The organism is Terriglobus tenax, assembly GCF_025685395.1.
GTDB classification, from domain to species: Bacteria; Acidobacteriota; Terriglobia; order Terriglobales; family Acidobacteriaceae; genus Terriglobus; species Terriglobus tenax.
On the sequence record NZ_JAGSYA010000004.1, the window covers coordinates 2,826,866 to 2,853,476 of the forward strand.

Below are 26,611 nucleotides of genomic sequence, written 5' to 3' on the forward strand. Positions count from 1 at the left end.
CTGAGAGCGTGCTGCGATGAAGTCGTTCACGTCGCCTCCGAGGAGAAGAGATTTGCCGCGGCTGAGCCGTTAGCAGGTAAGGTTTGGGTTGGGGAACATGTCCGCGTTGTCGGCGTCACTTTTGTCGAGGCAGGCGAAGTCCTTTTCGACGGTGATGGTGAGGAGTTGATCGCCGTAGACGGGGAAAGCGCCGTACATGCCGACCAGCTCGCCGTCGGCCCACTTGCGTACTTCGTGACTGGGAATCAGGACACGGATCTCATCGCCGATGTGGGAGACCTCAAACTTCGTGACCTGTTCGGTGTGCTCAATTGCATAGGACAAGCGGTCCCACGGGTCTGTGGGGCTGAGAGAGAGAGACTCTTCGACTCGTCCGGTCTCGTGCAGCTTCGCAACCTCGGGTTTGCTGAGGCGTAGCCGGATGGAGTTGCCTAGAATGCGAAGTTTCATGCCACTGTCTCCTTTTCAAAATGCGTGATGCGCGAGGCACCGTGGTAGATGTTGAAGCGTGTTGACTTGAGAAAGCCCACCAGCGTGATGTCAAACTGCCGCGCAACATCGACGGCAAGACTGGAAGGGGCACCGAGCGCAACGACCATGGGAATGCCGGCCATGACAGACTTCTGCAACAGTTCAAAGCTGGCACGGCCGGAAAGAAACAGCAGCGAATCGCGGAGCGGCAGCGCGTCAGAGAGGAGAGCGTTGCCGAAGAGCTTGTCGACCGCATTGTGCCGGCCTACATCTTCGCGAACGGCGAGGAGTTGGCCCGAGCTTGAAACCAGTCCTGCGGCATGAAGTCCGCCGGTGCGCGAGAAGATTTGCTGTCGGTCCTCCAGAATGTGGGTCAGGCTGTACAGCGTCTCCGAAGCGATGTGGAAGTTATTTGCCGCGCGTGGCGGAGCCTGAACCCGCAGTGCCATCAGAGATGCCTTGCCGCACACACCGCAGCTTGAGGTGGTGTAGAAGTTACGCTCCAGCGTGAGATCGGGTACGGTGAGGTCTGGCCGCAGCTTCAGCGTGATCGTGCTGCGTCGCTGGAGCTCATTGGCTGCCGGTCCGCTCGCGTGGAGCAGATCCTCTGCGTTCTCCAGGTCGTCGAAGTCGTGAATCACGCCTTCGGAAAGAAGAAAGCCAGCGGCCAGTTCGGCATCGTTGCCCGGGGTGCGCATGGTTACCGAGATGGATTTGGTGCGGCGGTCATGCTGCGGCCCGTGCTCAAGCTGGATCTCCAGAGGCTCTTCCACCGCGAGCTCATCGTCTGTGCTGACCGCGTGTCCGTCACTGACACGGAGAATGGAAGAGGTCCTGGATGCTTCGAGAAGCGTACATACAAGATCGTCGCTCATGGCATTCGCTGTGCTCTCTTAATCGTGTTTGGTGGTGCCGGATGCGTTCATGGAGTCTCCGACGGCCTGCATGAGGCCGAGGCCGAGGCCCATGACCTGGCGGGTTTCCGGGCGGAAGAGCTGGCGGATGATCCTGAACCACGACGGCGGAGACTTCCGGGTGCTGGCCACGATCTCATGCACCTGGTTGGCGTCGAGAGAGGTGAGGATGTCGCCGAAGATCAGGCCGAGGCGCATGGCTGCGATCGCCGGCTTTGAACTGACAACGTCGGTGAGCTTGCCTATGACGGTTTCACCGGCATTGAAAGCTCCATTGGCTGCCGCGATCACGCCGGTTTTATGCAGATTCTGCAGAAGCTCGTAGGCTTCCAGAATTGCTTCGGCGTGCTCGTGCGGGGCCGCTTCAATACGGCGGATGAGGTCGGCCCTGCTGTCTTCGGGCGTAAATCTGCGGAACTCGACTGCCTTTGCCATTAGCGTTTCCTCGGAGCGTTGTAATAAGGATTCTCGGTGATCTGCACCAGCTTGGGTTCGCCGGGGAAGTGATAGTCCTTGCGCTTCCACTTGCGCTCCACCTCAACGCCCATCTGCGGTGTGCGCTTGCCGCTGACGCGGAAGTTCATGGATGGCAGCGGGCTGTTGCCGCGCTCCGGCAGAATATCCATGCGTACGGCGGTTTCCTTGTACGCGGGGGTAAAGGTGGCTGAGTCGGTATGCGATCCGGTGAGGATGTTCAGCGGGCCTTCCTGCGAGGTGAGCGGCATGAAGACCTGCTTGCCCTGCACGCGACCGGTAACCAGAACCTTTGCCTTGAGCGAGCCGTAGCGGCTGGTGAGACGTACCCACTGGCCGGACTCGATCCCGCGGTCGGCGGCGAGCTCGGGCGAGATTTCGACATAGCGTTCCGGGTTCTCTTCGTGAATGCCGGGGACGCGGTGCGTCATGTTGCCTTCGTGGAAGTGCTCAAGCTGGCGACCGTTGTTCAGCAGCAGGTCGAAGCTTGCATCCGGTGACTCCGCTGGCTGGCGGTATTCCAGCGGATAAAGGCGGGCCTTGCCATCCGGGAAAGCGAAGCTGTCGAGGTAGAGCACAGGCTCGTCCTTGCCATCGGGATGCACCGGCCACTGCAGCGTATTCCAGCCTTCCAGGCGATCGTAGGTAACACCGGCATAGATGGGCGAGAGGGATGCGAGCTCGGCCATGATCTCTGACGGGTGCGTGTAGTTCCAGTCGGCACCCATCTTCTTTGCCAGTGCCTGGGTGATCTTCCAGTCGGCGAGGCTGTCGCCGAGTTCCGGCAGCGCCTGATGGAAGCGCTGGATACGGCGCTCAGTGTTGGTGAAGGTGCCGTCCTTTTCAAGGGCCGGTGCGGCAGGGAAGATGACGTCGGCGTAGCGGCAGGTTTCGGAGAAGAAGATGTCCTGCACGACGAAGAGATCCAGCTTCTCGAAGGCTCCGGCGATGCGGTTTGCGTTGGAGTCGGCAGAGATCATGTCTTCGCCGGCGAGATACAGGGCACGCATCTTGCCTTCGTAGATTGCTTCCACCATCTGGTGGTTGTTCATGCCCGCGTGATGTGGAAGCGTGGTGTTCCAGGCCTGTTCGTATTGGGTGCGAACAGTTTCATCCAGCACGCTCTGATAGCCGGGGAAGTTGGTGGGCGAGGCGCCAATGTCGCCCGCGCCCTGCACGTTGTTGTGGCCGCGCAAAGGGAAGGCTCCGCAGTGCGGGCGGCCGTAGTTGCCGGTGATGAGTAACAGGTTGGAGATGGCGGTAGAGCTATCCGACCCCATGACATGCTGCGTGATGCCCATGGCCCACAGGATGCACATGGTCTCGGCTTTGACGATCTCTTCCGCAACCTGGTGCAGCGTTTCCAGTGGAACCTCGCATGTCTGCGACGCGAACTCCATGGTGAAGGGTTCCAGGCTCTTGCGATACTCTTCCAGGCCGTTGACGCGGTCGCGCAGGAAGTCCGTCTTGGCGTAGCCGTTGTCGATCGCATAGCGGCTCATGGCCGAGAGCCAGACCAGGTCCGTACCGGGCTTGGGGCGGAAGAAGATGTTGGCGCGCTCGGCAATCTCATGTTTGCGCAGGTCGGCGACGATGATCTTCTGCCCGTGGAACTTATGCGCGCGCTTGATGCGGGTGGAAAGTACAGGGTGCGACTCGGTGGTGTTGCTGCCGACGATCAGCACCAGCTTTGACTTGCCGATGTCTTCAATGCCACCGGCATCGCCCGCCAGACCCACAGTGCGGAACAGGCCTTCAGTCGCTGGGGACTGGCAGTACCGCGAGCAGTTGTCGATGTTGTGCGTTCCGATGACGGTGCGTGCGAACTTCTGCATCAGGAAGCCGTCTTCGTTGCTGGTCTTCGAGGAGATGATGACACCGATGGAGTCCGGACCGGATTCCTGCTTGATGGAGGACAGGCGCGAGGAGACGTAGTTGAGAGCTTCCTCCCAGGAGACTTCGCGGAAGCTGTCGCCTTCGCGGATCAGCGGCTTCTGCAGGCGATCCTTATGGTTGACGAAGTCCCAGCCGAACTTGCCCTTCACACAGGTGGAGATCTGGTTGGCTGCGCCGTGCAGGGGAACGATCTTCAGGATCTCGCGGTCCTTGGTCCATACGTCGTAGCTGCAACCGACGCCGCAGTAGGTGCAGACGGTCTTGGTTTTCTTGACGCGCTCTTCGCGCATCTTGGACTCAACCTGCGAGACCTGCATGATGGCGCCGTAGCCCATCTCCGGCTCCAGGTTCTTGACTACGTCAATCATCTTGTTGAGCGAGTCATGCGGAATTCCGCTCAGGTAGCCGGCTTCGCCGAGCATGTTCTTTTCCATCAGCGCATTGCAGGGGCAGACGGTAACGCAGTGTCCGCAGGAGACGCAGCTGGAACCGGCGATCTGCTCGCCGCCGTCCCACAGCACACGCGGATGCTCGCGCTCCCAGTCGATGGTCAGGGTCTCATTCACCTGCACGGTCTGGCAGGCCTGCACGCACTGTCCGCACAGGATGCACTGGCTGGGGTCGTAGCGGTAGAAGGGGTTGGACATGTCCACTTCATACGGCTTGGGCTTGAAGGGATGAACCTGGTGGCGGACATTGAGTTCCAGCGCGGTGTTATGCACGCGGCAGTTCTCGTTGTTGTTATCGCACACGGTGCAGTAGAGCATGTGGTTGCCGAGGATGGTGTCGAAGGCTTCGGCGCGCGCCTGTTCCGCCTGCGGAGAGTTGGTGACGACGCGCAGACCGGCTTTTACTTTTTGACCGCAGGAGCGAACGATCTTGCCGTCGACTTCCACCAGGCAGGTATCGCAGCTCTGAATGGGGCCCATCAGGGGCGAGTGGTAGCAGATGTGGGGAATCTCGGTGTTGCGCAGGATCGCTTCCACGAGAAGTTCGCCGGCCTGGGCTTCAACAGGCTTGTCATTGAGCACAATCTGTACGTTCGACGGAGTTTGCTGATCATCCATGGGGCGGATACCTCTTCTGCGGAGTCGCCTGTATCGGGCCAGGCGCTGCTTTGCGCTTTCATATCCAAAGTAGGGTTGTACGCGGAAATCCTCGACCCCGCTGCGGGGGAAAAGGCACCCCCTCATTCGGGTGACTGGAGAGCCGGAGATTCTTTTGAGAAAGAAAGTGCAGGGCGCATGGGCGCCTCTCCCAGGGCTGCCGATAGAAGCAGCTAGCTGGTACGGTTCAGGCGGCGGTAGAAGGTGCTGCGATGAATACCAAGTTTGCGCGCCGCCGCGGAGATATTGCCATTCTCCGCTTCCACGGCACGGCGCAGGGCTTCGTCTTTCAGGTCTTCCAGGTTTTCCGGGCCGGTGTGCGCCGTTTCTGTTGCCGCAATGCGGGCCGAGGCGGTGCAGGCTTTGCCGACATCCGCATAGAAAATACCCGGCGTGTGGTACGGGCGCAGCTCCTGCTGGCCGTACATAGGACGGTGCTGGAAGATCTCAGACCAGTGCAGCGCGTGAATGGACGCGGGTGACAGCCCAAGGTAGGCAAGGGCGCGCGTGCTTGCGCCGGTCAGCAGACCGTCTTCAAAGGTGAGGATGCCTTCTTCGGGGGTATTAAGCCAGGAAGGATGCGGGTGGAAGCGGACCAGGAGGTCCGTCGCAATTTCCGCCACCCAATCATGCTCAATATGGGCGACGGCATGCCGGACCAGACGGCCCGGGGAGTGGATGCTTTCGCAGGCGTGGTTGGAGATGTCGAGCACGCCGGCCAGGTGCCCGGTGGGCGCCATGATGGGCATGGCGTTGCAGGCCAGGAAGCGGTTTTCGTCGAAGAAATGCTGCTGACCAAGCACCTGGACGAACCGGCGCTCGACGATGGCGGTACCGATGGCGTTGGTCCCGGTGATCTGTTCGCGCCAGTTGGCGCCAGGCATCAGGGAGACGCGGCGGGCTCGTCCGAGGAAGGCGTTGTCGCCTTGCGAATCAAGGATAATTCCTGTGGAATCAGCCAGTAACAGGATGCGGCCGGTGCTTGCGAGGGTGTGTTCCAGGATGCGCATCTCGCGCAGGGCAAGGCGGCGAAGCTGGTGGTGGCGGTCCTGCTGCAGGTGGAGTTCGGAGTCGGTGAGCGGGTTCTGGTTTACATGCCAGTGGGGCGACATGCCGTAGTGACGGCAGCGATGCCACGAGGCCTGGATGATCTCCGGGAGGGGGTGCCGAAGGCTGATCGAATTCGCCTGCTGCATAAAGACTCCGCTGACTGTAGACGATGAGCCCGCGTGGGTGGTCTACGAAGAGGAGATTACTCCCCAAATCGAGCGATGTCGACGTCTGTTGCAAGTTGCGACAGTGCGACATATGTCGCCTTGGCAACGGTTATTCCGGGGGAGCAGGATTTGCCGTGAACAGGGAAGCTCCTGCCCGTGACCGGGAGCAGAAAAGGAAGAAACACAGTGGCCACCTCACCTTCTATTCAGCTTGACCCCATGCACTATGGACATCCCGTCCCGTTTCGGAAACGCTATGGCAATTACATCGGCGGAGAGTGGGTTGAGCCCGTCTCCGGCCAGTATTTTGAAAACATTACGCCGGTGACCGGCAAGGTTCTGTGCGAAGTTCCGCGCTCGGGAGCGGCGGACATCGAGAAGGCGCTGGATGCGGCGCACAAGGCGAAGAAGGCCTGGGCGAAGACCTCGGTGACCGAGCGCTCGAACATTCTGATCAAGATTGCGCAGCGCATTGAAGATAATGTGGAGCTGCTGGCCGCGGCCGAGACCTGGGACAACGGCAAGCCCATCCGCGAGACCACCGCTGCTGATGTCCCGCTGAGCGCAGACCACTTCCGCTACTTTGCAGGCGCGATTCGCGCACAGCAGGGCGGCATCTCCGAGATTGACCATGACACGGTGGCCTATCACTACCATGAGCCGCTGGGTGTCGTAGGCCAGATCATTCCGTGGAACTTCCCGCTGTTGATGGCGGCCTGGAAGCTGGCTCCGGCGCTGGCCGCGGGCAACTGCATTGTGCTGAAGCCCGCGGAGCAGACGCCGGTCTCGATCCTGATGTTGATGGAGATTGTGGGCGACCTGCTGCCGGCGGGTGTGCTGAACGTGGTCAACGGCTTTGGCCGCGAGGTGGGCAAGGAACTTGCCACCAACCCGCGCATCAATAAGATCGCGTTTACGGGCTCTACCGTCACCGGCCGCATGATCATGCAATACGCGTCGGAGAATATCATTCCGATGACGCTGGAGCTTGGCGGCAAGTCGCCGAACATCTTCTTCCAGGATGTGATGAGCGAGGACGATGAGTATGTGGACAAGGCCCTGGAGGGCCTTGCGTTGTTTGCGTTCAACCAGGGAGAGGTTTGTACCTGCCCGTCGCGCGCTCTGATTCACGAGTCGATCTATGACAAGTTCATGGAGCGTGCTCTGGCGCGGGTGAAGGCCATCAAGCAGGCCAACCCGCTGGATATGGATACGATGATTGGCGCGCAGGCGTCAAAGCAGCAGTTTGAAAAGATCGTGTCGTACCTGGACCTGGGCCGCAAAGAAGGTGCGGAGCTTCTGATTGGCGGCGATGCCGCGAAGATGGAAGGCGACCTTGCGGGCGGCTTCTACATTCAGCCGACGATCTTCAAGGGCCATAACAAGATGCGCATCTTCCAGGAAGAGATCTTCGGGCCGGTGCTGGCGGTGACCACCTTCAAGACGGACGACGAAGCCCTGGAGATTGCCAACGACACGCTGTATGGCCTGGGCGCTGGCGTGTGGACACGCGATATGAACCGTGCCTACCGCTTTGGCCGCGGCATTGAAGCCGGCCGCGTGTGGACCAACTGCTACCATATGTATCCCGCGCACGCTGCCTTTGGCGGATACAAGCAGAGCGGCATTGGCCGCGAGAACCACCTGATGATGCTGGACCACTACCAGCAGACGAAGAACCAGCTGGTCAGTTACAGCACGAAGAAGCTGGGGCTGTTCTAAATGACAAACCTGCCTGAGCAGGTAGTTGCAACACCGGCGGCCTTGAGTTTGATAGATGAGCTTAAGGCCGCGCACGGCCCGCTGATGTTTTACCAGTCCGGCGGGTGCTGCGAAGGCAGCGCGCCAATGTGCTTCCCGGAAGGGGAGTTCCGCATTGGCAGCCGTGATGTGAAGGTGGGAGAGATTGGTGGCTCTCCGTTTTATATTTCGCCGCAACAGTTTGAGTACTGGAAACATACCCAACTGATCATTGACGTTATTCCGGGGTTCGGCGCGGCATTCTCGCTGGAAGGCCCGGGAGGACTGCAGTTCCTTACACGATCGCGTGTATTTACTGACGACGAAATTCGTGCGCTCCGGGATGCCGGTCGCATTTAGCAAGGAAAGGTGGAACGACTGTGTCGAAGACGATGAAAGCTGCCGTGGTACGTGAGTTTGGAAAGCCACTGGTGATTGAAGAAGTGCCGGTTCCCGAGGTTGGGCCCGGGCAGGCATTGATGAAGGTGATCTCCACCGGTGTGTGTCATACGGACCTGCACGCTGCGGAAGGCGACTGGCCAGTGAAGCCGAGCCCGCCGTTTATCCCCGGTCATGAAGGTGTTGGTTACGTGGTTGCCGTGGGCGACGGCGTGAAGACGGTGAAGGAAGGCGACCGCATTGGCGTGCCGTGGCTATACAGCGCATGCGGCAGCTGCGAGTTCTGCCTGAGCGGATGGGAGACGCTGTGCAAACAGCAGAAGAACGCCGGTTATTCGGTGGATGGAAGCTTCGCGGAGTATGTGCTGGTAGATCCGAACTACGTCGGCCATATTCCGGACAACCTGGAGTTCACGCCGGTGGCGCCGATTCTGTGTGCGGGCGTGACGGTGTACAAGGGGCTGAAAGAGACCGAGGCGCGTCCGGGGCAGTGGGTTGCCATTTCGGGCATTGGCGGCCTGGGGCACCTGGCCGTGCAGTATGCCAAGGCGATGGGGCTGCATGTGGTTGCCATCGACATTGCGCAGGAGAAGCTGGACCTGGCGAAGAAGCTGGGCGCGGAGGCGGCGGTCAACGGACTGGACGCCGATGCAGTCGACCAGGTGATGAAGATTACCGGTGGCGGAGCGCATGGTGTGCTGGTGACGGCGGTTTCGCCAAAGGCATTTGCGCTGGCGGAGAACCTGTTGCGCCGCAAGGGCATTATGTCGCTGTGCGGTCTGCCGCCGGGAGATTTTCCGGTGTCGATCTTTGACCTGGTGCTGAATCGCAAGACGCTGCGCGGATCGATTGTGGGCACGCGTGTAGATCTGGCCGAGTGCCTGAGCTTTGCCGCCGAAGGCAAGGTGAAGGTGACCTACAAGACGGCGGCCCTGGAAGACATCAACTCCATCTTCGACCAGATGAAGGCGGGCAAGATCGATGGCCGCATTGTGATGGAGCTGGCGAAGCCGTAAGGCGCAAAAAAGGAAGAAAAGCGCTGCGGGGCTGGATTTCAAGGAATCCAGCCCCGCATTTTCGCGTTTAAACGCGCAAAAGTAAGGTAATGGCGTCTTCGGCGTCTTTGATGGCTTTTGGCTTGCTGAGCCCGTAGGCGCGGGGATGTGCGATGAGCAGGGCGGCGGTCCCGTGCAGGCAGGTAAGCACCTGACGCATGCGCATGTTGGAGGTCGAGACAGGGGTATCGTCGGGAAGCACTTTGCGGATGAGAGCGTGAATTGCCTGTAAAAACTGTTCGCCCAGTTGCTCGCGTTCGGCGATGACCCCCTCATCCGAGTGACGGATCAGGAAGACTAATGAGTAATGGTCAGGATAGGTGACGGCGAAGTTTAATAAGGCGGTGACGAAAATACGGATCTGCTCCCAGGCTTCACTGGCAGCTTCCATCTGTCGAAACATCTTGCTGGTGAAATCGGTGTACAGTTGGGCGCACAGATGCTGGGTGAGCGCCTCCTTGTTGGCAAAGTGCCGGTAGGCCGCCATCTGGGAGCAACCGGCAACCTGGGCTACGTGACGCATGGAGAGGTGGTCGTAACCCTCTTCGACAAAGATCCTGCCGGCGGCATCGATGATGCGCTGGCGAAGACCGGGGGATTCGAGTTCCGTCGGTTTCCGGGGCGACATGAAATTAACTCTAGCAGTTTTATGTTTACAGTGTATACTTCGTATCGTGTACGGCGTAAACAATTCAAACACGGGTAAGAGAGTCCAGCGCGGGGCGGCCACGCTGGCGGCGCTGCTGCTGGTCTCCGCTATGCCGTCTTTGCTGGCGCAGACGGTTGCGGCCGGCTGCGAACAGGTGCTTACAGCGCGGCAGGCGTCGCGGTGCATTGGGACTGCGTCAAGCTTCCGGCCGATTCCCAAGCTGGATGCGACGCATACCTATGAGCTGGCTGAGTTGATTGACATTGCCGAGAGCGCCAGCCCGGAGGCGCGTATTGCCTGGGCGCAGGCCAAGCGCGCCATGGAAGAGGCGGGCGTGCAGCGTGCGCAGTATCTGCCGCTGCTGGGTTTTGCCGTGCAGGGTAGTGATGCGCGGGTGATCACCCCGTTCCCTAAGCCACTGGCTCCGCGTGGCTATGTGACAGTGGAGCTGCCGACGGCGCTGGCTCAACTGGAGCTGCAGTACAGCCTGCTGGATTATGGCCGCCGCCCGAAGCTGGAGGGTAGCAAAGCTCTGGAGGTGGCCTCCGCGCTGAAGTTCGGGCGGACCAGCCAGACCATTGCTTACCAGACGGCGGTGCAGTTTTTCCGGGTGCAGCAGGCGATGGGGCAACTGGACGCCGCAAAGCAGATTCTGCTGACGGCGCAGACGCTGCGCTCGAACGCGCAGTCGCAGTTCGACAATGGCCGTTCGACGCTGCCGGATGTGCAGAACGCGCAGGCTGGTGAAGCGGGAGCGCGGTATGACCTGGCCAGCGCCGAGGGCGAGGTGCAGAAGGCAAAGCTGTCGCTGACGGAGACGATTGGAGTAGAGCCGACGGCGGAGATTGCCGTTGTTGCGATGAACAAGGTCGCACCTGAGGATTTTGATGCACCGGTGGAAGAGCTGATCGACAAGGCATGGAAGAACCGGCCTGATCTGCTGGCGCGCGCGCAGGAGTTGAACCGTGCGCAGCAGGCGACCAAGGCCGCCCGGGCGAAGTATCTGCCTGAGGTTGGTCTGACTGCTACGGGCGGGCAGACGAATATGTGGCCCACCGCTGACTTTGGCCAGCTGGGGCGAGCGAATGTTTCCACGTGGTCCGCGGCTGTCCGCCTGAAGTGGGAGATCTTCAATGGCGCGCGCGGACACGAGGTGAATGCCGCCATGGCGGAACAGAAGGCTGCCGCGGAAGAGCAGCGCGCCACGCAGGATGCCGTGACCCGGCAGGTGTGGGACTCGTATGTGGACTACAAGACCGCGATCGAGCAGCAGCATGCATCGCAGAGTTTTCTGGATTCTTCCACGGTTTCGTATGAGTCCTCGCTCGATGCGTTCCGCTACGGAGTGCGGTCGCTGGTGGATGTGGTGCAGGCGGAGCGGCAACTGGCGCAGGCGCGGCTTGAGGATGTGCGTGCGCGCGCCCATGTACAGCAGAGCGCGGCGGCACTTAGCTACGCGATTGGAAATATGCCATCAGTCAATGGCTCAACAACAGGATGGAAACCGTGAACTCGTTCTTCAGGGCTGTACTCATGTTTCTGGCGCTGTGCCTGATGGTGGGCTGCGCCCGCAACCCCAACGTTGAAATCGTCGGCTCATACTTTCCAGGCTGGATGGTCTCTCTGGCGCTTGGCGTTGTGTTGACGGCGGTGGTGCATGTGCTGCTGCGCCGTGAGGGACTGCTGAGTTCGGTCGGGCATCCGGCCATCATTCATCCGGCGCTGCTGGTGTTCTTTACGGCGCTGCTGTGGCTGTGCTTTTTCGCGTAAAGGCAAGGGATCAGAAACCAATGACTACCAACGACAGACAAAATCGAGCAGAGCTTGGCCGCAGGATCGGGATCGGCATTGTGGTGCTGGCCGTGATTGTGTTCACGGTAGCGGTGCTTCAGGTGGACCGTCATCCGCGCACGGATGACGCTACGGTGCGCGCCAACGCGATTGCCTTTGCACCGGAAGTGGAAGGACGGCTGACGAAGCTGCTTGTGAAGGACAACCAGGTGGTCCACAAGGGCGACCTGCTGTTTGAGATCGACCCGCGTCCTTACCAGTACGCTCTGGAGCAGGCACGTGCCGACCAGGCCATGCTGGAAGGGCAGATCAACGATGAACGCCGCCGCATTGCCACCGAACAGAGCGCGGTAGGCGCGGCACGCGCGGGAATTTTGAGCTCGCAGAGCGGCATCAGCGCGGCGCAGGCAAACTACCAGGCATCGATGGCCGCGGTGGAGCGCGCCCATGCGGCGCAGGCTGCGGCGGAAGCGCAGCTGAAGCTGGCGCAGAATGACTATGACCGTATCGCTCCGCTGCTGGCAAAGCATTACGTGACCACGCAGCAGGTGGATACCGCGGAAACCGCGCTTCGCGTTGCACGCGAGTCCGCGCACCAGGCGGCATCGCAGTTACTGCAGGCACAGGCGCAGCAGTCCATGGCGATGGCGGCGAAGCAGTCAGCGGATGCAGGCTTCCAGGTTTCACAGGCCAAGCTGGGTGAGGCCGAGCATACCGTGGACACGCTGGAGACGCTGATGGCGCAACGTCCGAACCGCGCGGCGAAGATTCAGCAGGCGGAGCTGAACCTGGAGTGGTGCCAGGTGCGTGCTCCGTTTGATGGCTACGTGGTGAACATGAACATCTCAGAGGGTGCGTATGCGCACCCGGGAACCACGATGTTCACGCTGGTGGATACCAGCACGTGGTGGGTGCTGGCGAATTATCGTGAGTCGAAGCTGAAACATATTCAGCCGGGTCAGCATGTTGAGGTCTACCTGATGGAGCATCCGAACAAGCGCTTCGACGGCGTGGTGGATAGCGTGGGCCGCGGCGTGTTTCCTGAAGATGGTGGAGAGCAGGCGGGATTCCCGAATGTAGACCGCACGCTGAACTGGGTTCACTTGTCGGCACGCTTCCCGGTGCGTATCCGTGTGACGGATCCTGATCCTGAGATGTTCCGCGTAGGCGCCACAGCCATTACGGTGGTGCGGTAAGCCCATGTCCACGCGACCGTCCACAAGCGTGTTCTTCCAGATGCTGGAGGAGGAACTCGCCCCCTTTCCGGGCAGGCTGCCGGGGGCGATGCGGGATGCGCTGGCCATTGTGCTGGCGATTGTCATTGCGATGACGCTGCGGATCCCGGGCTTCTCGCTGTCTGCCGCATTGTTGCTGATGATGCAGCGGGAGCGGCCCGGCCTTACCTTCCGGATTGGATTTGAGATCTTCGCCGGGGCTGTGGGCGCTGCATTCATGTCGATTATGTGGGTGCAGTTTACTGACGGCACGGAAGACGCACGTTTTCTCGGCATCACGTTGTGCATCTTCGTTTCCGCCTTCTGCATGGCTGCAAGCACGCTGCCGCTGTTCTTTACGATCCTTGGGTTCTACGGCTTTGTGGACCTGGCGTATTGGGATACGCACCATTCCACGCATGCGGCTGTATCGTACGCGCTGAACCATGTTGCATCGCTTGCGATTGTGCTGGCGTGCGCTACCGCTGTGGAGTATGTCTTCTCTTCCAGGCATCCCGAGGAAGAGCTTATCCGGGAGATGAAGCGACGGCTGAGTGTACTGGCGCGGTTTTATACGTCCGTAGCAAATGGAGACCGCACTCTGCGGCCGCTGGAGTATCGCAATGCGCACCAGGCTTTGCTGCAGGTGGAGCATGGTGGCGACTTCCGCCTGCATGAGCTGTACGACTGGCTTCGCAATCAGGGACACCGCTCACGCGTGCCGGTGGGTTTGCAATACCGTATCGGCGTGCTGACGCGTGTGATTCATAAGAGCGTTGGATTTGGATATGCCACGCATTCACCGCAGGAGCTGGAAGACCTGAAACGCTCCGCACTGATGATTGCAAATGTCTGCGAAGATCTTGTAGACCCGGAAAAGTCCACGCATCATGAGCGCGTGGAAGCGCTGCCCGAGGAGCATCTCAACGAGGTCTACCAGGAGCTGCTGCAGTACACCACCGTGTCCGCTGCGGCGGGCGAGGTGACGACACGGCAGAAGAAGAAGCGTCATACGATACGGAGCTTCCGTCTCTTCCATCCTGGTGTCTTCCAGCAGAGCGGGCCGGTGCTGTATGCGCTGAAGCTGACGCTGTGTGCGCTGATCTGCTACATCCTTTACAACGCCGTTGCATGGCCGGGAATCCTGACCTGCGTGGTGACGGTACTGTTCACGGGGCTAAGCTCTACGGGAGCGATGAAGCAGAAGCAGTTCTATCGCTTCTCTGGCGCGGTGATTGGCGGTGTGCTGGGAATCCTGGCGATCTCAGTTCTGTTCCCCAATATGGATTCGATTACATCGCTGGTGGTTGTGGTGTATCCGCTGGCGATGCTGGCCGGCTGGGTAATGCGCAGCCCGCGCATCGGGTATGTGGGCGTACAGATAGGGTTTGCCTTCTTTCTGACGACGCTGCAGGGATTTGGCGCGGCCACGCAGTTCACCGCTGCACGCGACCGTGTCATCGGCATTACGCTCGGCATCCTCGTGATGTGGTTTGTCTTCGACCAGCTGTGGCCGACGCGTACCAGCGACGTGCTGGCCGCGACCCTGCAAAAGGTGCAGACGGCAACGCATCGGCTGCAGGAGATGATGCGGCACGAGGGCGCTGAAACATCGGCGTTTGAGTTCCAGCGATTGAGAAACCAGGTGTCGCTTGAACTGACCAGCATGCAGCAGATGGCATCAGCCGTGCAGTTTGAGTTGGGCCGGCATCGGAGACGCGAAATTGCTCTGACACGCAAGCTGGTCGCACAGATTGAGACAGAAGCCGCAAGGTTTTATGCCGAGGCGGGACGGTATGCGGTGTAAAGCAGACGAGAACAAAGAACGAGGCCGGAGCGATGCTCCGGCCTCGTTCTTTAAAAGCAGATCCTTACAGGATGAGAAATCATCTTTGAATATATTTCTAAATAAACGATTTGCTTCAGCAGTGTCATCCATACAAGTCCTGCACAGGTACGTGCAATCAAGCACTTGCAGGAGAGATCTATACAAAATCTGCACAGAACGCGTCCAAATAGCAGGTCTTCCCCTCAGTCGCATTCAACAGATTCAATCTCATTTACCAGGGGGAAACAAGATTCCCGTGCACGAGGTGCGACCATGACATCGAAAGAGTTACAGCGGTATATGGCTTCGTTGATCGCAATGCTTCCAACTTTCACACTCATGAAAGATATGCTTCTTGCGCCGATCCGCGAAGGAATTCTTAGAGGCGTGCTATTTGAGAGTTCAACGTCTCTTAAGACCCACTTTTATATCAATGTTTTTTCATTCCCACTCTGCTACCCGGAAAGCCATGTATATCTAAACTTTGGTTTCAGACTGAGGAACCAAAACGGTGAAATATGGGATGCCACATCGCCGAATACTTGGAGAGACTTCGAGAGGGCGATCCATGCTCAGGTCATTCCATACTTAGATCGACTGAGTTCCGCCGCAGAGTTCGCAAAGGTAGCCGAGAAATATCCCCAGGGGAATCCTCAAACTTTGAAGGCCACCGCATTCGCTTTTGCCAGGGCAGAGCAATGGAAAGAAGCGATGGGAGCCCTTGATGCTCTCTTGGAGCAACTAGATTGCGCTGTATCGTGGCAGCACGAGATTGCAAACAATAGCAGAATCCTCCGTGATCTAATCGCAAAAAATCCTGACGCGGCTCGGAGGCAGCTACTTGCTTGGGAAGCGGAAAGTATCGTCAACCTTGGTTTACAACACGTAGATCTTCAAAGGTATGATGCTACGGTCAGGATGCGGAAGCTCTGCTCTCCCAGCCCGCGACGAAAATCTTCTTGAAGACATCCGAGCCACGCGCTGCCAAGTGGATCTCCGAAAGTATCGGCGAGATTGAGGTCGAGCGGCTGAAGGAGTCGCGCAGCATGGGGTTATTCTCGATTTGAGGTTGAAAACACCAGATCGGCATAGAGTGTGGTTGTCCAGCCATAATCGTGAATCGCCTGGTGGTATGGACTGGCTGGGTCGAGTCGTCCTTTGCGAGGGAGCTTATTGGGATGGGTCGCACTTTCTTCGTCATAGAACTCAAAAAGCGAGCCCAATTCCAAATAACGCCGTTCAATCTCGCGCATCGTCTTCTCGCGTATCTTGGAAGCTTCAGCCCTCCGGCCAACACGATCTAGCCCGAGTGCCACAAGCCAATTCGTATTCACCCACACAGGGCCTCGCCACATGTCGTGTGGGTTTGCAAAACCTTCACTGGCTATCGCAGACGGTAGCGGGACCGGAGTTCCAAAACTCCGTGGATCGTTGATGTGAGCAATTAATTTCTTCACTTGATGCTTACTTGCCGCCCCGCAAAGCAGCGGCATAAACCCCGACACGGATTTCACTCTGGTCTGCGCCTTTGCGACTGGGTCGTAATCGAAGTAAAGGCCAACGTCTTCGTTCCACATTAGCGCATTCATCGTGCGGTTGAGCTCTTCATGCTTTTGCCGCCACTCGAGCGCTTCTTTTGAGTGGCCCAGCAACTTGGCAAACTCCTCCATCACCGCACATTCCATCGAAAGGAAGGCGTTGAAGTCAACAGCATATAGGCGCGTAGCTCCATCAAACCGTGGGCTGTTGTCCATACCGCTTTCGCCCGATCGCGATAAAGGGTCAGGATCGATGAACCAATGTGCTGCGTCATCCGGCGCAACTCGATGTTCGAAATCCCATTGCAGGTATTTCGTTAGCTTCGGATAAAACTGAGCTATCCATTCTCCGTCAGGTTGTTTGCCTGCCAGTTGTTGTACACCGAATGCCAGCAACGGCGGTTGTGTAACGGAAGAAAATTTAAGAGGACTGAGCTGATGTGGGATGCATCCATCAGGTCTCTGGCCATCAAAGACGGCGGAGATGGCGTCTTGCGCAACAGACTGGTCAATATGCCGCCAACCTAAAGCATGGAACACTGAATCCCACAGCCACATATCGCGATGCGGCCACCGATCCGGCGTAGTCCAGCGATGACGGATCAGTCCTTCGGGGGAATTAACCTGACCCTTCATGACAGAGAGTGCCTTGTATAAAGTTTGCTTGCGCTTCAAGGGAAGAGATGTAGGGATAGCCTGTTCTCTAAGCCACTGCTGACGCTGCTTGAGTAGCTGCGACATATCAAGGTGAAGCAGTGATGGATCAAAATGCGAACGAGCACCGATCAATGTACGTGAGCCGTCCGAAGCTCGATCAAGCAGCGGAGGAAGAGTCTTGATGGTGTATGGCCCTTCGATCAGAAGATGAAAGGCATCCACGAAGGCTCCTTTGACGGAGCCTTTATCTGTTCTCAGAATAAAGGTGTCGTTGGTAAGTTGAACTTCACCGGGGACGCATTTGCCGAAGGTTATCTCTGTACGGGCCGGATGAACCAGTATCAATCCCGCAGGTTCATCGGTGGATCGCGCGACGAGTCCAGATTCGTAGCTGGTCGCTCCGTCAAGCGCCGAGAACGCCAGAAGCTGACCGTTGCTCCAGATATTGGGTATTGTTATCTCAGTTTCAGTCATTGCCTGCAATGGATTGCTCCATAGGCTAACGGAGCCTGCTGTGGTGAGTGCAAGGAAACTGCGCCGATCGATGTTCTTCAGGAAAGTCATAGTTATTTCCTTGCGAGCCTAGATTCTGGTGTTGGTGGCTTCCGCCAGAATGTTGTCTGGCGTAGCCCGGCTGAGATGCACTCTGAAGTCGCTTCCAGATCTAAGGTCGAATGCCGGAATAAGTTTCGGCGCAGTAATAGCAAGAAAGTCAGATCGGTTGACATCTTGCAACACAAACGATGGGCGCTCGTCCGCTGTTTGCGGAGCGATTTCGATATGAGAGAACTCGATGTTCTTCAGGTGTCGCAGGAAAAATCCTTGTGACGGCATGGGACCAAACATATCGGGATCGGGATAGGCCTCTATTCTTTCTGGTGGATCGATCAGGCTTTGGGCTCGGCTTTGTCCACCGCGGTGATCCATATAGAACTGCGAAATCTTAATATCTTCAATCGGGTGCCCTGGAATGCCGGAGAGAATGTTGCATAAGTTTGATTTGGAGTTGAACGATACGACGTTCGATACCAAAACTCTTTGCAGCTTCCCTGCTTCAGTGCTGCCTTTCGGTCCACGTAATCTGCCTCCAAGCCGAAAGAAGAGCGGTCCGGATTCCAGATTGCGCATCGTGATATTTGAGATCGTTATGTCTTCACAAAGAGCTCCATCTTCGCTCTCCAGTGACAAACTATTGCAGCCTTCAAAGACGCAGTTGGTGATGGCGATGTTTTTGAATCCGCCGTTTGATTCTGTGCCGCACTTGATGCGGCCGGTGCGATAAAGTTTGAGATCATCGGGAAAGACCTTGTAGGTGCCATTGAGAACGCTACCCAGTTCGTAGTAGCCGGTGACATAGCATCCAGCGATCGTGACATTTTCAGTGGAACGCGGGTAGCCTAGCGCTAAGCTCGATTTCGGGCAGATACCATCGTCCCATGGCGAGTTGACAGTGCAGTCAGAGACACGAACATTGCGGCAGCAATCCAGGTCGATGCCATCGCGGTCTGTGTCGATAGTGAGATTACGGATGGTCAGGTTATCGACGCCGGTGAGAAGCATGCCGAAGTGACCACCCTTCAGGATGCTGAAATCCTGAAAGAGCACATTTCTGCAGTTTTTTAGAGCAATCGCTTTGTTCCCGACACCCGCTTGTTCTGCCTTGTAGAGAGGATAGCCACCTCGAATGTCATCTGGCTTCCACGGACCGTATGAAAGCCCTTTACCATAGATCAAGCCTGGGCCACTGATACCGATGTTCTGCAGACCTTCTCCCCAGATAAGGGAGTTGTGCCAGTGGTTGTGACCGAAGTCCTGGTAGGCCTGCATCGATGATGCTGGTTCGGCTGTGTCATAGACACCGCCCATCTCTCCGGTTGTCTGGCCGGGCAAAGGCGATGCTGCTGCCAGAATGACGCTTCCCGGAGATAGATACAGGTGCACGTTGCTCTTCAGACGAATGGAAAAACTGAGGAACTCCCCGGCCGGAAAGAAGACCGTTCCGCCACCGGCTGCAGCTACAGCCTCAATTGCGGCGTTGATGGCCGTTGTGTCCAGTTGACGGCCATCGCCGCTTGCTCCAAAACTGCGGACGTTGAAGAACGCGAAGGATTCCGGCTGAGCAGAGTTCAAAGCACGGCTTTGTCCTGCATGAGCAAGAGTTCCTGGAAAAGCGAGTGCAGAGAGTTTGAAGAGATCGCGGCGTGATTGCATCTGGCTGAGAGCATTAGCAGCCGCTTACGAAAAGACGCAACGATAAGACATTCTTATCGGGTAAATAGCCCGGTAATACGGAATTACCAGGTATGGACAGCTAGAACCGTTGGAGTGCCCGCCACACCATCCACCACGTCGGTTTCAATCACAATTTCCACGTTGGCAGTGGATTTAGCAGCGACGTTCTTCGGCAATTTCCCCATCAGTTCGGGCGAGAGCAAAAGCTTCACGCCCTCTGTCATACTGGGTGGCCGCAGTCCGGCAATGACGAATGTGGTCTGGCCGGTGGAAGCAGGTATAAAACGTGCGAGTAGAGCGTAGTCCTTATGGACCTTGACGTTCGCATCGGTAGACCAATCACGTTTTTCTGGCGCTTGCCGGTCTTCAATCCAGAACTGGCTCATGTCTGGATTGTTCGCGAAATGAAACCGGAGAGGTTCAGTCATCTTGAGCGTCCAGTAGTTGTTGTAGGCCCCAAATAGAACGGCTGGGCCGCTCTTGATGTCTTCAAAGGAGGTTCTGGATTGCCCTTGAACCCTGGTCATTCGTTTATGTTCTGAAAAATACCGTGTCAGGTCTGCAATCAATCCCACGCTGCTCGCGCTCAATACCTGTGCCTGACTTACTGGATGTGTGGGGAAAACAGGGTTGGCCGCATCAATCAATTGAGAAGTATTCAACGGATGGTCATTGATGCAGATTAGAACCGGTGCAGAAGTATTGAATGCAGGGGACCAGAAGGTGTCGGCTGCATTCTGAGACCGGGCACGCAGAGAAAAAACGAGAGCAAGAACGATGGAAACTGCTGCCAGCGTAAAGATGGGCCAACGAAGCTTCGAAGACTTTCCCGGCTCCTGGGCAGCGAGCGTAACTGCCTGCAATCGTTCTGCTGAGGCCACATCTACAGTCTTTGTTTCGTGTGAGTCTGACGGAACCGCTTGGTTCTCCAGCCATCCCGATGGGGGAGTGAACTGAGGAATGTATGACCCCGGACGCAACGCTAGCCGCAGTTCGTCCTGGTGCTGCGGATCGTTATAGTAGTGCACCATTCGCTTTCGAATCTCGGCTGCAGTGACGCGAACAATGGGGTCGCGGACGGAATCGTAGTCCGGCTGCCTGCCAAATACTTCGATCCCAAGGACGCGTTCTTTCAACGACTCCGAGTCGCCATCAAGCGACCGGGCGACAACAAACCGCAACAGGCTGGGATACCGTTTGCTGCGATTGAACGAAGAGTCGCTCAATAGCCGATCGACCTGCTTCCAGACGGCTGCACGGTCTTCTTCCGTTGAGGGAATCCATTCGGTGGCTGATTCGTGCATCGACATTCTGCGAAATTCTGGTTCCAATCCGAATCAAAAAGCAAAGGCCTTATGACCATACAGCTCAGCGGTGGGAGATGCCATTGCGTATTTTACGTCGGGGTAAACGCCTCAAGGAAGGCTGCAGGCATATCTCTTTGCAGAGGGCCCAGACTCGGCATTAAGTATTTACAATTCAATAGTTTGCGTCGAATTCTTAACCTCTCTTATCCATCGCTCGTTATCCCGAAAGTGCTTGCAAGTGCTCGTTTGCCACTCCTAGAGTTGGCGGCGATTTAGGAACCTGGCAAACAGAGCATGTCAGCCAGGAAGGATCAAAGAGCAACAGGACTGGCCGATACGAATGGCCGGCCCCATGGAGAAAGCATATTTGTTGCCCTCAAAAGAGTGGCAACATCTCGGGAGGTACGACAATGGGTGATTCAATCACAGTGGAACGGGGCAGGGTGCTCCTTAATAAGAAATGGTCGCGGCAGCGGACGCTTCATCTTGTGCTACGCGTTCGGATCTCCTGTCTGGCTGTTCTGGCTATCCTGCTCTGTATGTCGACTGTTGGCATGGGCCAGGCCGTGGACACAGCCCAAGTGAGCGGGGTGGTTAAGGACACCTCCGGGGCGGCTATTCCGGGCGCTCAGGTGACCGTGACCAATGTTGATAAGAACGTCGTACGGACCGTGGAGACGGTCGCTGATGGTTCTTATACCTTTGTGAACCTGGGAACGGGGTCTTATCAGATTGAGGTCAAGAGCTCGGGCTTCCGCTCTTACCTGCAAAAGGGGATCGTGCTCGCTGTCGGAGCGAATATTGCCATCTCTCCTGAACTCGCGATCGGAGAGACGACGGAACAGGTGACGGTTGAGTCAGTATCGAACAACGTTGAGATGTCGGATACCTCAACGTCACAGGTGGTGGATTCGAAACAGATTCTGAGCTTGCCGTTGAACGGTCGTCAGGTGACGTCGCTTGTCCTGCTTTCTGGAGCTGCTGCTGACGCCTCCTCATACGGCGATACTGTCAGCACGAAAACGTACGGCAGCGCAAACATCGGGGGGTCTGTTGCGATCTCTATTGCTGGAGGCCAATCGAACACGGTCAACTATGTTCTGGATGGCGGTGACCACAACAATGCGTATACCAATGTGAATCTGCCATTTCCTTTCCCGGATGCGACGGACCAGTTCAGCATCCAGACAAGCGGTGTGAGTGCTCGATATGGGCTTCATTCCGGTGGAACCATGAATGCCGTGACCAAATCGGGAACGAATGTTTTTCACGGCAGCATTTTCGAATTCGTGCGTAATGGCGAACTCAACGCGCGTAACTACTTTTCAACCGGGCAGGACACACTGGTCCGTAATCAGTTTGGAGGAACGCTCGGTGGGCCTGTTCTTCACAACCGCTTGTTCTTCTTCGGCGGATACCAGGGAACTCGCATTTCAACCGCAACCACCAGCAGCATTGCGTTTGTCCCCACCCAGGCGACATTGAATGGCGATTTCAGCGCAATGGCTTCAGCAGGATGTGTCACTGCGGGAGCGGTGCAGCTTAAAGACCCGGTCACGGGTGCGAATTTTGTGGGGAACCAGATTCCCACGAGTCGTTATGTGGCTCCAGCTCTTGCGCTCTTGAAGTATGTGCCGGCGAGTACAGATCCCTGCGGCAAGATCTCTTATGGCATTCCAACCGTCGAGCATGAGGACCAGTTTATTGGCCGTGTCGATCTAACGGTCAGTGGCAAGCAGACGCTGTTCGCTCGATACTTCAAAACAATTTTGGATAACCCCGCGCCGGCATTCAATAACAACGTAATTAACACAACTAAGAATGGATTGAAGGATTACATCCACTCTGCCGTGTTTGGTCACATATACACATTCACTCCAAAGCTGATCAATTCGCTACGGTTGACGGCGACTCGATCGAATGTGAATCGTACGACGTCAGCGGGTGCGATCAATGCGAATACGATCGGTGTCCCGGTCTACCAGCCCTCCCCCAATTATTTAGCGCTCAATGTCGGTGGCTTCTTCAGCTCAGGCGGCGCTGCACCTGCGTACTACATCTCCAATGCGGTTCAAATTGCTGATGATGTGGACTGGATTATCGGAAAGCACCATCTTTCGCTTGGATGGAATGGGATCTATAACCAGCTCAACTATCAGAACATCAACAACGGCAATGGTTCATTCGGCTTCAACGGGCAGGCGACGAAGCTGGGCCTGTCAGACTTTCTACTTGGCGTAACCAGTAGCTTTGCCCAGGGCAATACCGCGATCTTTTATCCGCGGCAGAAATACATTGGAGCTTATGTCCATGACGAGATCAGGGTCGCTCCCCGTCTGACTGCACATGTCGGCTTGCGTTGGGAGCCGTTTCTGCCCGCGGAAGACAAGAAGAATTTCCTGGATCATTTTTCTCCTGACAACTTTTCCGCTGGAATCGTCAGCAAGCAATATATCAATGCTCCTCCAGGTCTGCTGTTTATCGGCGATACCGGTGTTCCCAAGACGTATGCAAATCATCGTTATAAGCAGTTCGCTCCTCGCGTAGGTATTGCATTCGATCCGACAGGCGATGGTAAGTCCAGCATCCGCGCATCGTACGGAATCCTGTATGACTATCCGGAACTGAACTATGCATCCAAGCCGGGACAGGGTGCGCCATTCGGTAGTTCGGTGTCACTGGCCAGCTCAACCACCGGCCTGACGAATCCTTATGCAACGTATCCGGGCGGCAATCCGTTTCCAACGCCACAGCCGCCGGTCTCTACAAGCACCTTTGTCACCTCAGGACAATACTTCAACATTCCAGTCAATCTGAAGCCCATGTACCAGCAGGTGTGGTCCTTGAGTCTTCAACGACAGTTGCCGAAATCTGTACTGCTTACAGCAACATACCTTGGCAGTAGAACGACGCACGTATGGACAGCAGGTGAGACGAATCCAGCGGTTTACATTCCCGGAAAATGCGGATCGGCTGATTGCTCCACCACCTCGAACACCAATCAACGGAGAGTGCTGTACCTCCAGAATGCGAACACCGGAAAATACTTCGCCAATATTTTTGCGACAGATGACGGCGCCACTGCCAACTACAACGGTGTGCTCATCTCGACAAACTACCGTTCGAAGTCGCTCAATATTCTGGCGAACTATACCTATTCACACTGCCTGAGCGATGGCAATTTTTCCGGATCGCTGGCTGCGGCGAATTTTCAGCAACCGGGAAAGAGGTCGGCGGACTACGGAAACTGCGTATTCGATGTGCGTCATATCACCCACCTCTCGATGGTCTACACCACGCCGAAAGTCGGTAGTGGATGGACCGGCAGGCTTCTTGGTCAATGGAAGATTTCGCCCCTTGCCACAATTCAAAGCGGTAACTACTTCTCTCCTGTATCGGGTGCCGACAACTCACGTAGCGGTGTTGGACTTGATCGTCCGAATATCGTTGGAGAGCGCTATCTGAAGAACAATGCGACCCATACCTGGCTCAATCCTGCGGGCTTCCAGGCAAATGCGATTGGAACTTTTGGGAATGCCGGCGCTTATTCTCTGCAAGGACCAGGCTTCTTCAGTATTGACGCCGCTTTGAGCCGCTACGTTACGTTATTCCACGAGCACACCGTAGAGATTCGATTCGAAGCTTTCAACGCGCTCAATCATGTGAACTACGGCAACCCTACCAGTAGTATCGCTAGCTCAAACTTCGGGCGGATTACTTCGGCGAAATCGCCGCGTGCGCTTCAGTTCGCTGCAAAGTACAGCTTCTAAACAGGAAGAGGAATTTCATGTTGATGAACCGGCGTCAATTTACTGCGGGAGCCGCCAGCGCTTTGGCACTCAGGGCCTTTGCGCAAACACCAAATCCACTCACGAAGTGGAAAGGAAAGCTGAAGATTGTCCCGGCAACGCCGGAGAGCGATCGTCACTCTATCCACAGCTACTTCAATGTCTCTCCGGAAAGTCCGGACGGGAAGTGGCTGCTCTATTACAGCTCTGGAGTCGCGAATGGCGAGTCCGGCGACATCCGGATATTGAACCGCAAGTCCGGCGAAGTAAAGATCATCGCCTCGAACATTACAACCGAGGACGCACACCGCGTGGCGTGCCAGCAGTGGGTGGCAAATGGAAAGAAGATCGTCTTCCATGATTTCCGCGAGGGTTCCACTGCAGTGGTTTGCATCGATCTGCAAACTGGCAAAGAGAAGGTGCTGGCAAATGATCGTCTGGTGTGGTGGGGAGCGCCTTCCGGCGTGCTTGTGCCGCTCTACGGAAAGCAGTGGAATCCCGGCAAATATCCTGACCTGCAGTTTGCCAACGTTGAGACGGGTGAGATCACAACCATCGTCAAGGCTGCTGATGTCCGTGCGCAGTATCCGGAGCAGGTGAAGAAAGAATTTGGCGACAAGCCCATCTCTATCTGTTTTCCCGCGATGAGTCCCGATGGAAGCCGTGTGTTCTTCAAACTCGCGGTGGCTGAAATCAATCCCGATGGAAACTTCAGGTCTCCTTCAAACTCTTATCGCGAGACCATTGTCTGCTACGACGTACGTGCGAGGAAGTTTCTCTTTATCGAGCCGCGATGGGGACATCCGGCGTGGCTTGCGGACTCGCGCCGCATCATCAACTATGGCCCTGTGCTCACCGATAGCAACACCGGCATCGACACAAAGATTCCCGGCGTTCCGGGATTTCCGGGATCACACCCTTCAGCCACTCCAGACCAGAAGTTGTTTGTGACGGATGTTGATCTTTCGAAGCAGGAGAAGGTGCCAGGCCTGTGGGGCGTTGCAGTAGGCCTGCTTGAAGGTGGAGATTCGACGATCATTCATCGTTTCGACAATGCTCACGGGGCGACTACATGGCGTCACAACCACCCTCACCCCGTTTCCAGCCCAGACAATCAACGGATTTATTTCAACGTCAACGCGGGCACTTGGACGCGGCTCTTTGTCGCTCAGGCCGGATAACCTTATGGAGAATACGATGAAACTGACGCTACGTGCGCTTGGATCAGTAGGAATACTTGCGGTTTGTCTCTCTGCTATTGTTCCAGCTCAAGGTCAAACAATTCCTGCAGAATATGCTCCCATCCAGATTGGCAAAGGGCTTGCGAAGGATTTCAGCAATCGCAGTGTCCAGGGTAAGAACGTTGTCATCTATCCCGAGATCTGCGCATGGTATGGCTCTCTTATCTACGCCCGCGAGGCCCACGATAAGCAGCTTTTGGAAGCTTTGCAAAAACGGTTCGAGGATTTGCTTGCGTTCAATAATCAGGCGCGCGTGCCGAACACCAGACACGTCGACTTCGATGTCTTTGGCGTCGTTCCGCTGGAGTTGTATATGCAGACAGGCGAAAAGCGATACCTGGAAATGGGGCTTCGTTTCGCCGACCTGCAGTGGGAAAGCCCACAAGCAGACGGGCTCTCAAGCGAGACGCGCTACTGGATTGACGACATGTATATGTTGACGATCCTTCAGCTTGAAGCATATCGCGCGACCAAAAATCCGAAGTATCTTCTGCGTGGCGCAAAAGAGATGGCGGCTTACATTCAGAAGCTGCAACAGCCAAATGGGCTCTTCTTCCATTCTCCAGACGCGAAATACTTTTGGGGAAGAGGCAATGGCTGGGTGGCAGCCGGCATGACGGAGATGCTGACCTCTCTTCCCAAGAGCAACCCGAATTATCCCGTCATTCTTGCTGGATACAAGAAGATGATGTCTGCATTGCTTGCATCGCAAGGCAAGGACGGTGTGTGGCGTCAGCTTCTTGATAAAGAAGAATCGTGGGCGGAGTCTTCATCCAGCGGTATGTTTACCTTCGCATTCGCCGAAGGCGTGCGCAATGGCTGGCTGGCAAAAGACCTTTACAGTCCTGCTGTCTATCGCGCGTGGACAGGCGTGAGTGGCTTGGTCGATCAAAACTCTCTTGTCACCAGTGTTTGCGAAGGAACAAATAAAGAAGATTCGCTTACGTACTACCTGTTGAGAAAGCGCCGCACCGGTGACTTGCACGGCCAGGCGGCTGTACTATGGGCAGCCACGGCAATGGCTCGGCTTGAATCGTCCGATAAAGTGGTGGCGGCAAAATAGTGACAAAGCTAGGAACTTCGACGCAGCGGAG

21 protein-coding genes are annotated in these 26,611 nt (G+C 56.7%); 12 read left to right on the top strand and 9 right to left on the bottom strand.

Translation table 11 applies throughout. The features are described 5' to 3' along the window. Positions 1 to 69: 69 nt before the first annotated feature. The 5 genes from OHL13_RS17690 to OHL13_RS17710 form a co-directional block, all read right to left on the bottom strand. Positions 70 to 450 carry a DUF7009 family protein gene (locus tag OHL13_RS17690; protein ID WP_263411441.1) on the bottom strand — a complete coding sequence of 127 codons (381 nt, stop codon included), beginning with the start codon at positions 448 to 450 and terminating at the stop codon, positions 70 to 72. Further along, the gene (gene fdhD, locus OHL13_RS17695) at positions 447 to 1,346 is read right to left on the bottom strand and encodes a formate dehydrogenase accessory sulfurtransferase FdhD (RefSeq protein WP_263411442.1); all 900 of its coding nucleotides are present in this window, start codon (positions 1,344 to 1,346) and stop codon (positions 447 to 449) included. The genes OHL13_RS17690 and fdhD overlap by 4 nt, the downstream gene beginning before the upstream one ends. 18 nt (positions 1,347 to 1,364) lie before the next feature. Then, positions 1,365 to 1,820: a hypothetical protein gene (locus tag OHL13_RS17700; protein WP_263411443.1), complete on the bottom strand. Its 456-nt coding sequence runs from the start codon at positions 1,818 to 1,820 to the stop codon at positions 1,365 to 1,367. After that, a complete protein-coding gene (gene fdhF / locus OHL13_RS17705) occupies positions 1,820 to 4,822 on the bottom strand; it encodes a formate dehydrogenase subunit alpha (protein ID WP_263411444.1) in 3,003 nt (1,000 codons plus the stop codon). Before fdhF ends, OHL13_RS17700 begins: the two co-directional genes overlap by 1 nt. Positions 4,823 to 5,034: 212 nt before the next feature. Then, positions 5,035 to 6,057: a sigma-54-dependent Fis family transcriptional regulator gene (locus OHL13_RS17710; RefSeq protein WP_263411445.1), complete on the bottom strand. Its 1,023-nt coding sequence runs from the start codon at positions 6,055 to 6,057 to the stop codon at positions 5,035 to 5,037. Between the two features lie 207 nt (positions 6,058 to 6,264). Between OHL13_RS17710 and exaC the strand changes: the two genes are divergently transcribed. From exaC to adhP, 3 genes are read left to right on the top strand one after another with little or no spacing between them, the layout of a single operon-like run. After that, positions 6,265 to 7,800 (top strand): acetaldehyde dehydrogenase ExaC, encoded by a 1,536-nt coding sequence (gene exaC / locus OHL13_RS17715; RefSeq protein WP_317889940.1) that lies wholly within the window; start codon positions 6,265 to 6,267, stop codon positions 7,798 to 7,800. Continuing rightward, entirely contained in the window at positions 7,801 to 8,178 is a 378-nt protein-coding gene (locus OHL13_RS17720; protein ID WP_263411446.1) for a DUF779 domain-containing protein, read from the top strand. It begins immediately after the preceding gene. Between the two features lie 20 nt (positions 8,179 to 8,198). Beyond that, positions 8,199 to 9,233 carry an alcohol dehydrogenase AdhP gene (gene adhP, locus OHL13_RS17725; protein WP_263411447.1) on the top strand — a complete coding sequence of 345 codons (1,035 nt, stop codon included), beginning with the start codon at positions 8,199 to 8,201 and terminating at the stop codon, positions 9,231 to 9,233. A 67-nt stretch (positions 9,234 to 9,300) separates the two neighbouring features. On the opposite strand, the gene OHL13_RS17730 is transcribed toward adhP, so the two are convergent. Then, positions 9,301 to 9,900, bottom strand: a complete 600-nt coding sequence (locus OHL13_RS17730) for a TetR/AcrR family transcriptional regulator (protein WP_263411448.1) — start codon at positions 9,898 to 9,900, stop codon at positions 9,301 to 9,303. A gap of 46 nt (positions 9,901 to 9,946) precedes the next feature. Here OHL13_RS17730 and OHL13_RS17735 point away from each other — a divergent pair, with 46 nt between their 5' ends. The 6 genes from OHL13_RS17735 to OHL13_RS17760 all read left to right on the top strand — a co-directional run bounded on the left by OHL13_RS17735 (position 9,947) and on the right by OHL13_RS17760 (position 15,821). Continuing rightward, positions 9,947 to 11,431, top strand: a complete 1,485-nt coding sequence (locus tag OHL13_RS17735; RefSeq protein WP_263411449.1) for a TolC family protein — start codon at positions 9,947 to 9,949, stop codon at positions 11,429 to 11,431. Further along, positions 11,428 to 11,691, top strand: a complete 264-nt coding sequence (locus OHL13_RS17740) for a YtcA family lipoprotein (RefSeq protein ID WP_263411450.1) — start codon at positions 11,428 to 11,430, stop codon at positions 11,689 to 11,691. The genes OHL13_RS17735 and OHL13_RS17740 overlap by 4 nt, the downstream gene beginning before the upstream one ends. Before the next feature lie 20 nt (positions 11,692 to 11,711). Continuing rightward, positions 11,712 to 12,908 (top strand): efflux RND transporter periplasmic adaptor subunit, encoded by a 1,197-nt coding sequence (locus OHL13_RS17745; RefSeq protein WP_263411451.1) that lies wholly within the window; start codon positions 11,712 to 11,714, stop codon positions 12,906 to 12,908. A gap of 4 nt (positions 12,909 to 12,912) precedes the next feature. Then, on the top strand, positions 12,913 to 14,733 hold the full coding sequence (locus tag OHL13_RS17750) for an FUSC family protein (protein WP_263411452.1): 1,821 nt from the start codon (positions 12,913 to 12,915) through the stop codon (positions 14,731 to 14,733). 321 nt (positions 14,734 to 15,054) lie between these two features. Continuing rightward, on the top strand, positions 15,055 to 15,717 hold the full coding sequence (locus tag OHL13_RS17755) for an aldo-keto reductase family protein (RefSeq protein WP_263411453.1): 663 nt from the start codon (positions 15,055 to 15,057) through the stop codon (positions 15,715 to 15,717). Further along, a complete protein-coding gene (locus tag OHL13_RS17760) occupies positions 15,714 to 15,821 on the top strand; it encodes a hypothetical protein (RefSeq protein WP_263411454.1) in 108 nt (35 codons plus the stop codon). Before OHL13_RS17755 ends, OHL13_RS17760 begins: the two co-directional genes overlap by 4 nt. Here the strand turns inward: OHL13_RS17760 and OHL13_RS17765 are convergent. From OHL13_RS17765 to OHL13_RS17775, 3 genes are all read right to left on the bottom strand, one after another. Continuing rightward, the gene (locus OHL13_RS17765; protein ID WP_263411455.1) at positions 15,807 to 17,513 is read right to left on the bottom strand and encodes an amylo-alpha-1,6-glucosidase; all 1,707 of its coding nucleotides are present in this window, start codon (positions 17,511 to 17,513) and stop codon (positions 15,807 to 15,809) included. The two genes, OHL13_RS17760 and OHL13_RS17765, sit on opposite strands and share 15 nt — an antisense overlap. An 18-nt stretch (positions 17,514 to 17,531) precedes the next feature. Beyond that, on the bottom strand, positions 17,532 to 19,160 hold the full coding sequence (locus OHL13_RS17770) for a rhamnogalacturonidase (protein ID WP_263411456.1): 1,629 nt from the start codon (positions 19,158 to 19,160) through the stop codon (positions 17,532 to 17,534). An 83-nt stretch (positions 19,161 to 19,243) separates the two neighbouring features. Beyond that, the gene (locus OHL13_RS17775; RefSeq protein WP_263411457.1) at positions 19,244 to 20,491 is read right to left on the bottom strand and encodes a hypothetical protein; all 1,248 of its coding nucleotides are present in this window, start codon (positions 20,489 to 20,491) and stop codon (positions 19,244 to 19,246) included. 536 nt (positions 20,492 to 21,027) lie between these two features. Here OHL13_RS17775 and OHL13_RS17780 point away from each other — a divergent pair. From OHL13_RS17780 to OHL13_RS17790, 3 genes are read left to right on the top strand one after another with little or no spacing between them, the layout of a single operon-like run. After that, positions 21,028 to 24,258: a carboxypeptidase regulatory-like domain-containing protein gene (locus tag OHL13_RS17780; RefSeq protein WP_263411458.1), complete on the top strand. Its 3,231-nt coding sequence runs from the start codon at positions 21,028 to 21,030 to the stop codon at positions 24,256 to 24,258. Between the two features lie 23 nt (positions 24,259 to 24,281). Further along, on the top strand, positions 24,282 to 25,457 hold the full coding sequence (locus OHL13_RS17785) for a TolB-like translocation protein (protein ID WP_263411459.1): 1,176 nt from the start codon (positions 24,282 to 24,284) through the stop codon (positions 25,455 to 25,457). Between the two features lie 16 nt (positions 25,458 to 25,473). Continuing rightward, positions 25,474 to 26,580, top strand: a complete 1,107-nt coding sequence (locus OHL13_RS17790; RefSeq protein WP_263411460.1) for a glycoside hydrolase family 88/105 protein — start codon at positions 25,474 to 25,476, stop codon at positions 26,578 to 26,580. Positions 26,581 to 26,611: the final 31 nt, after the last annotated feature.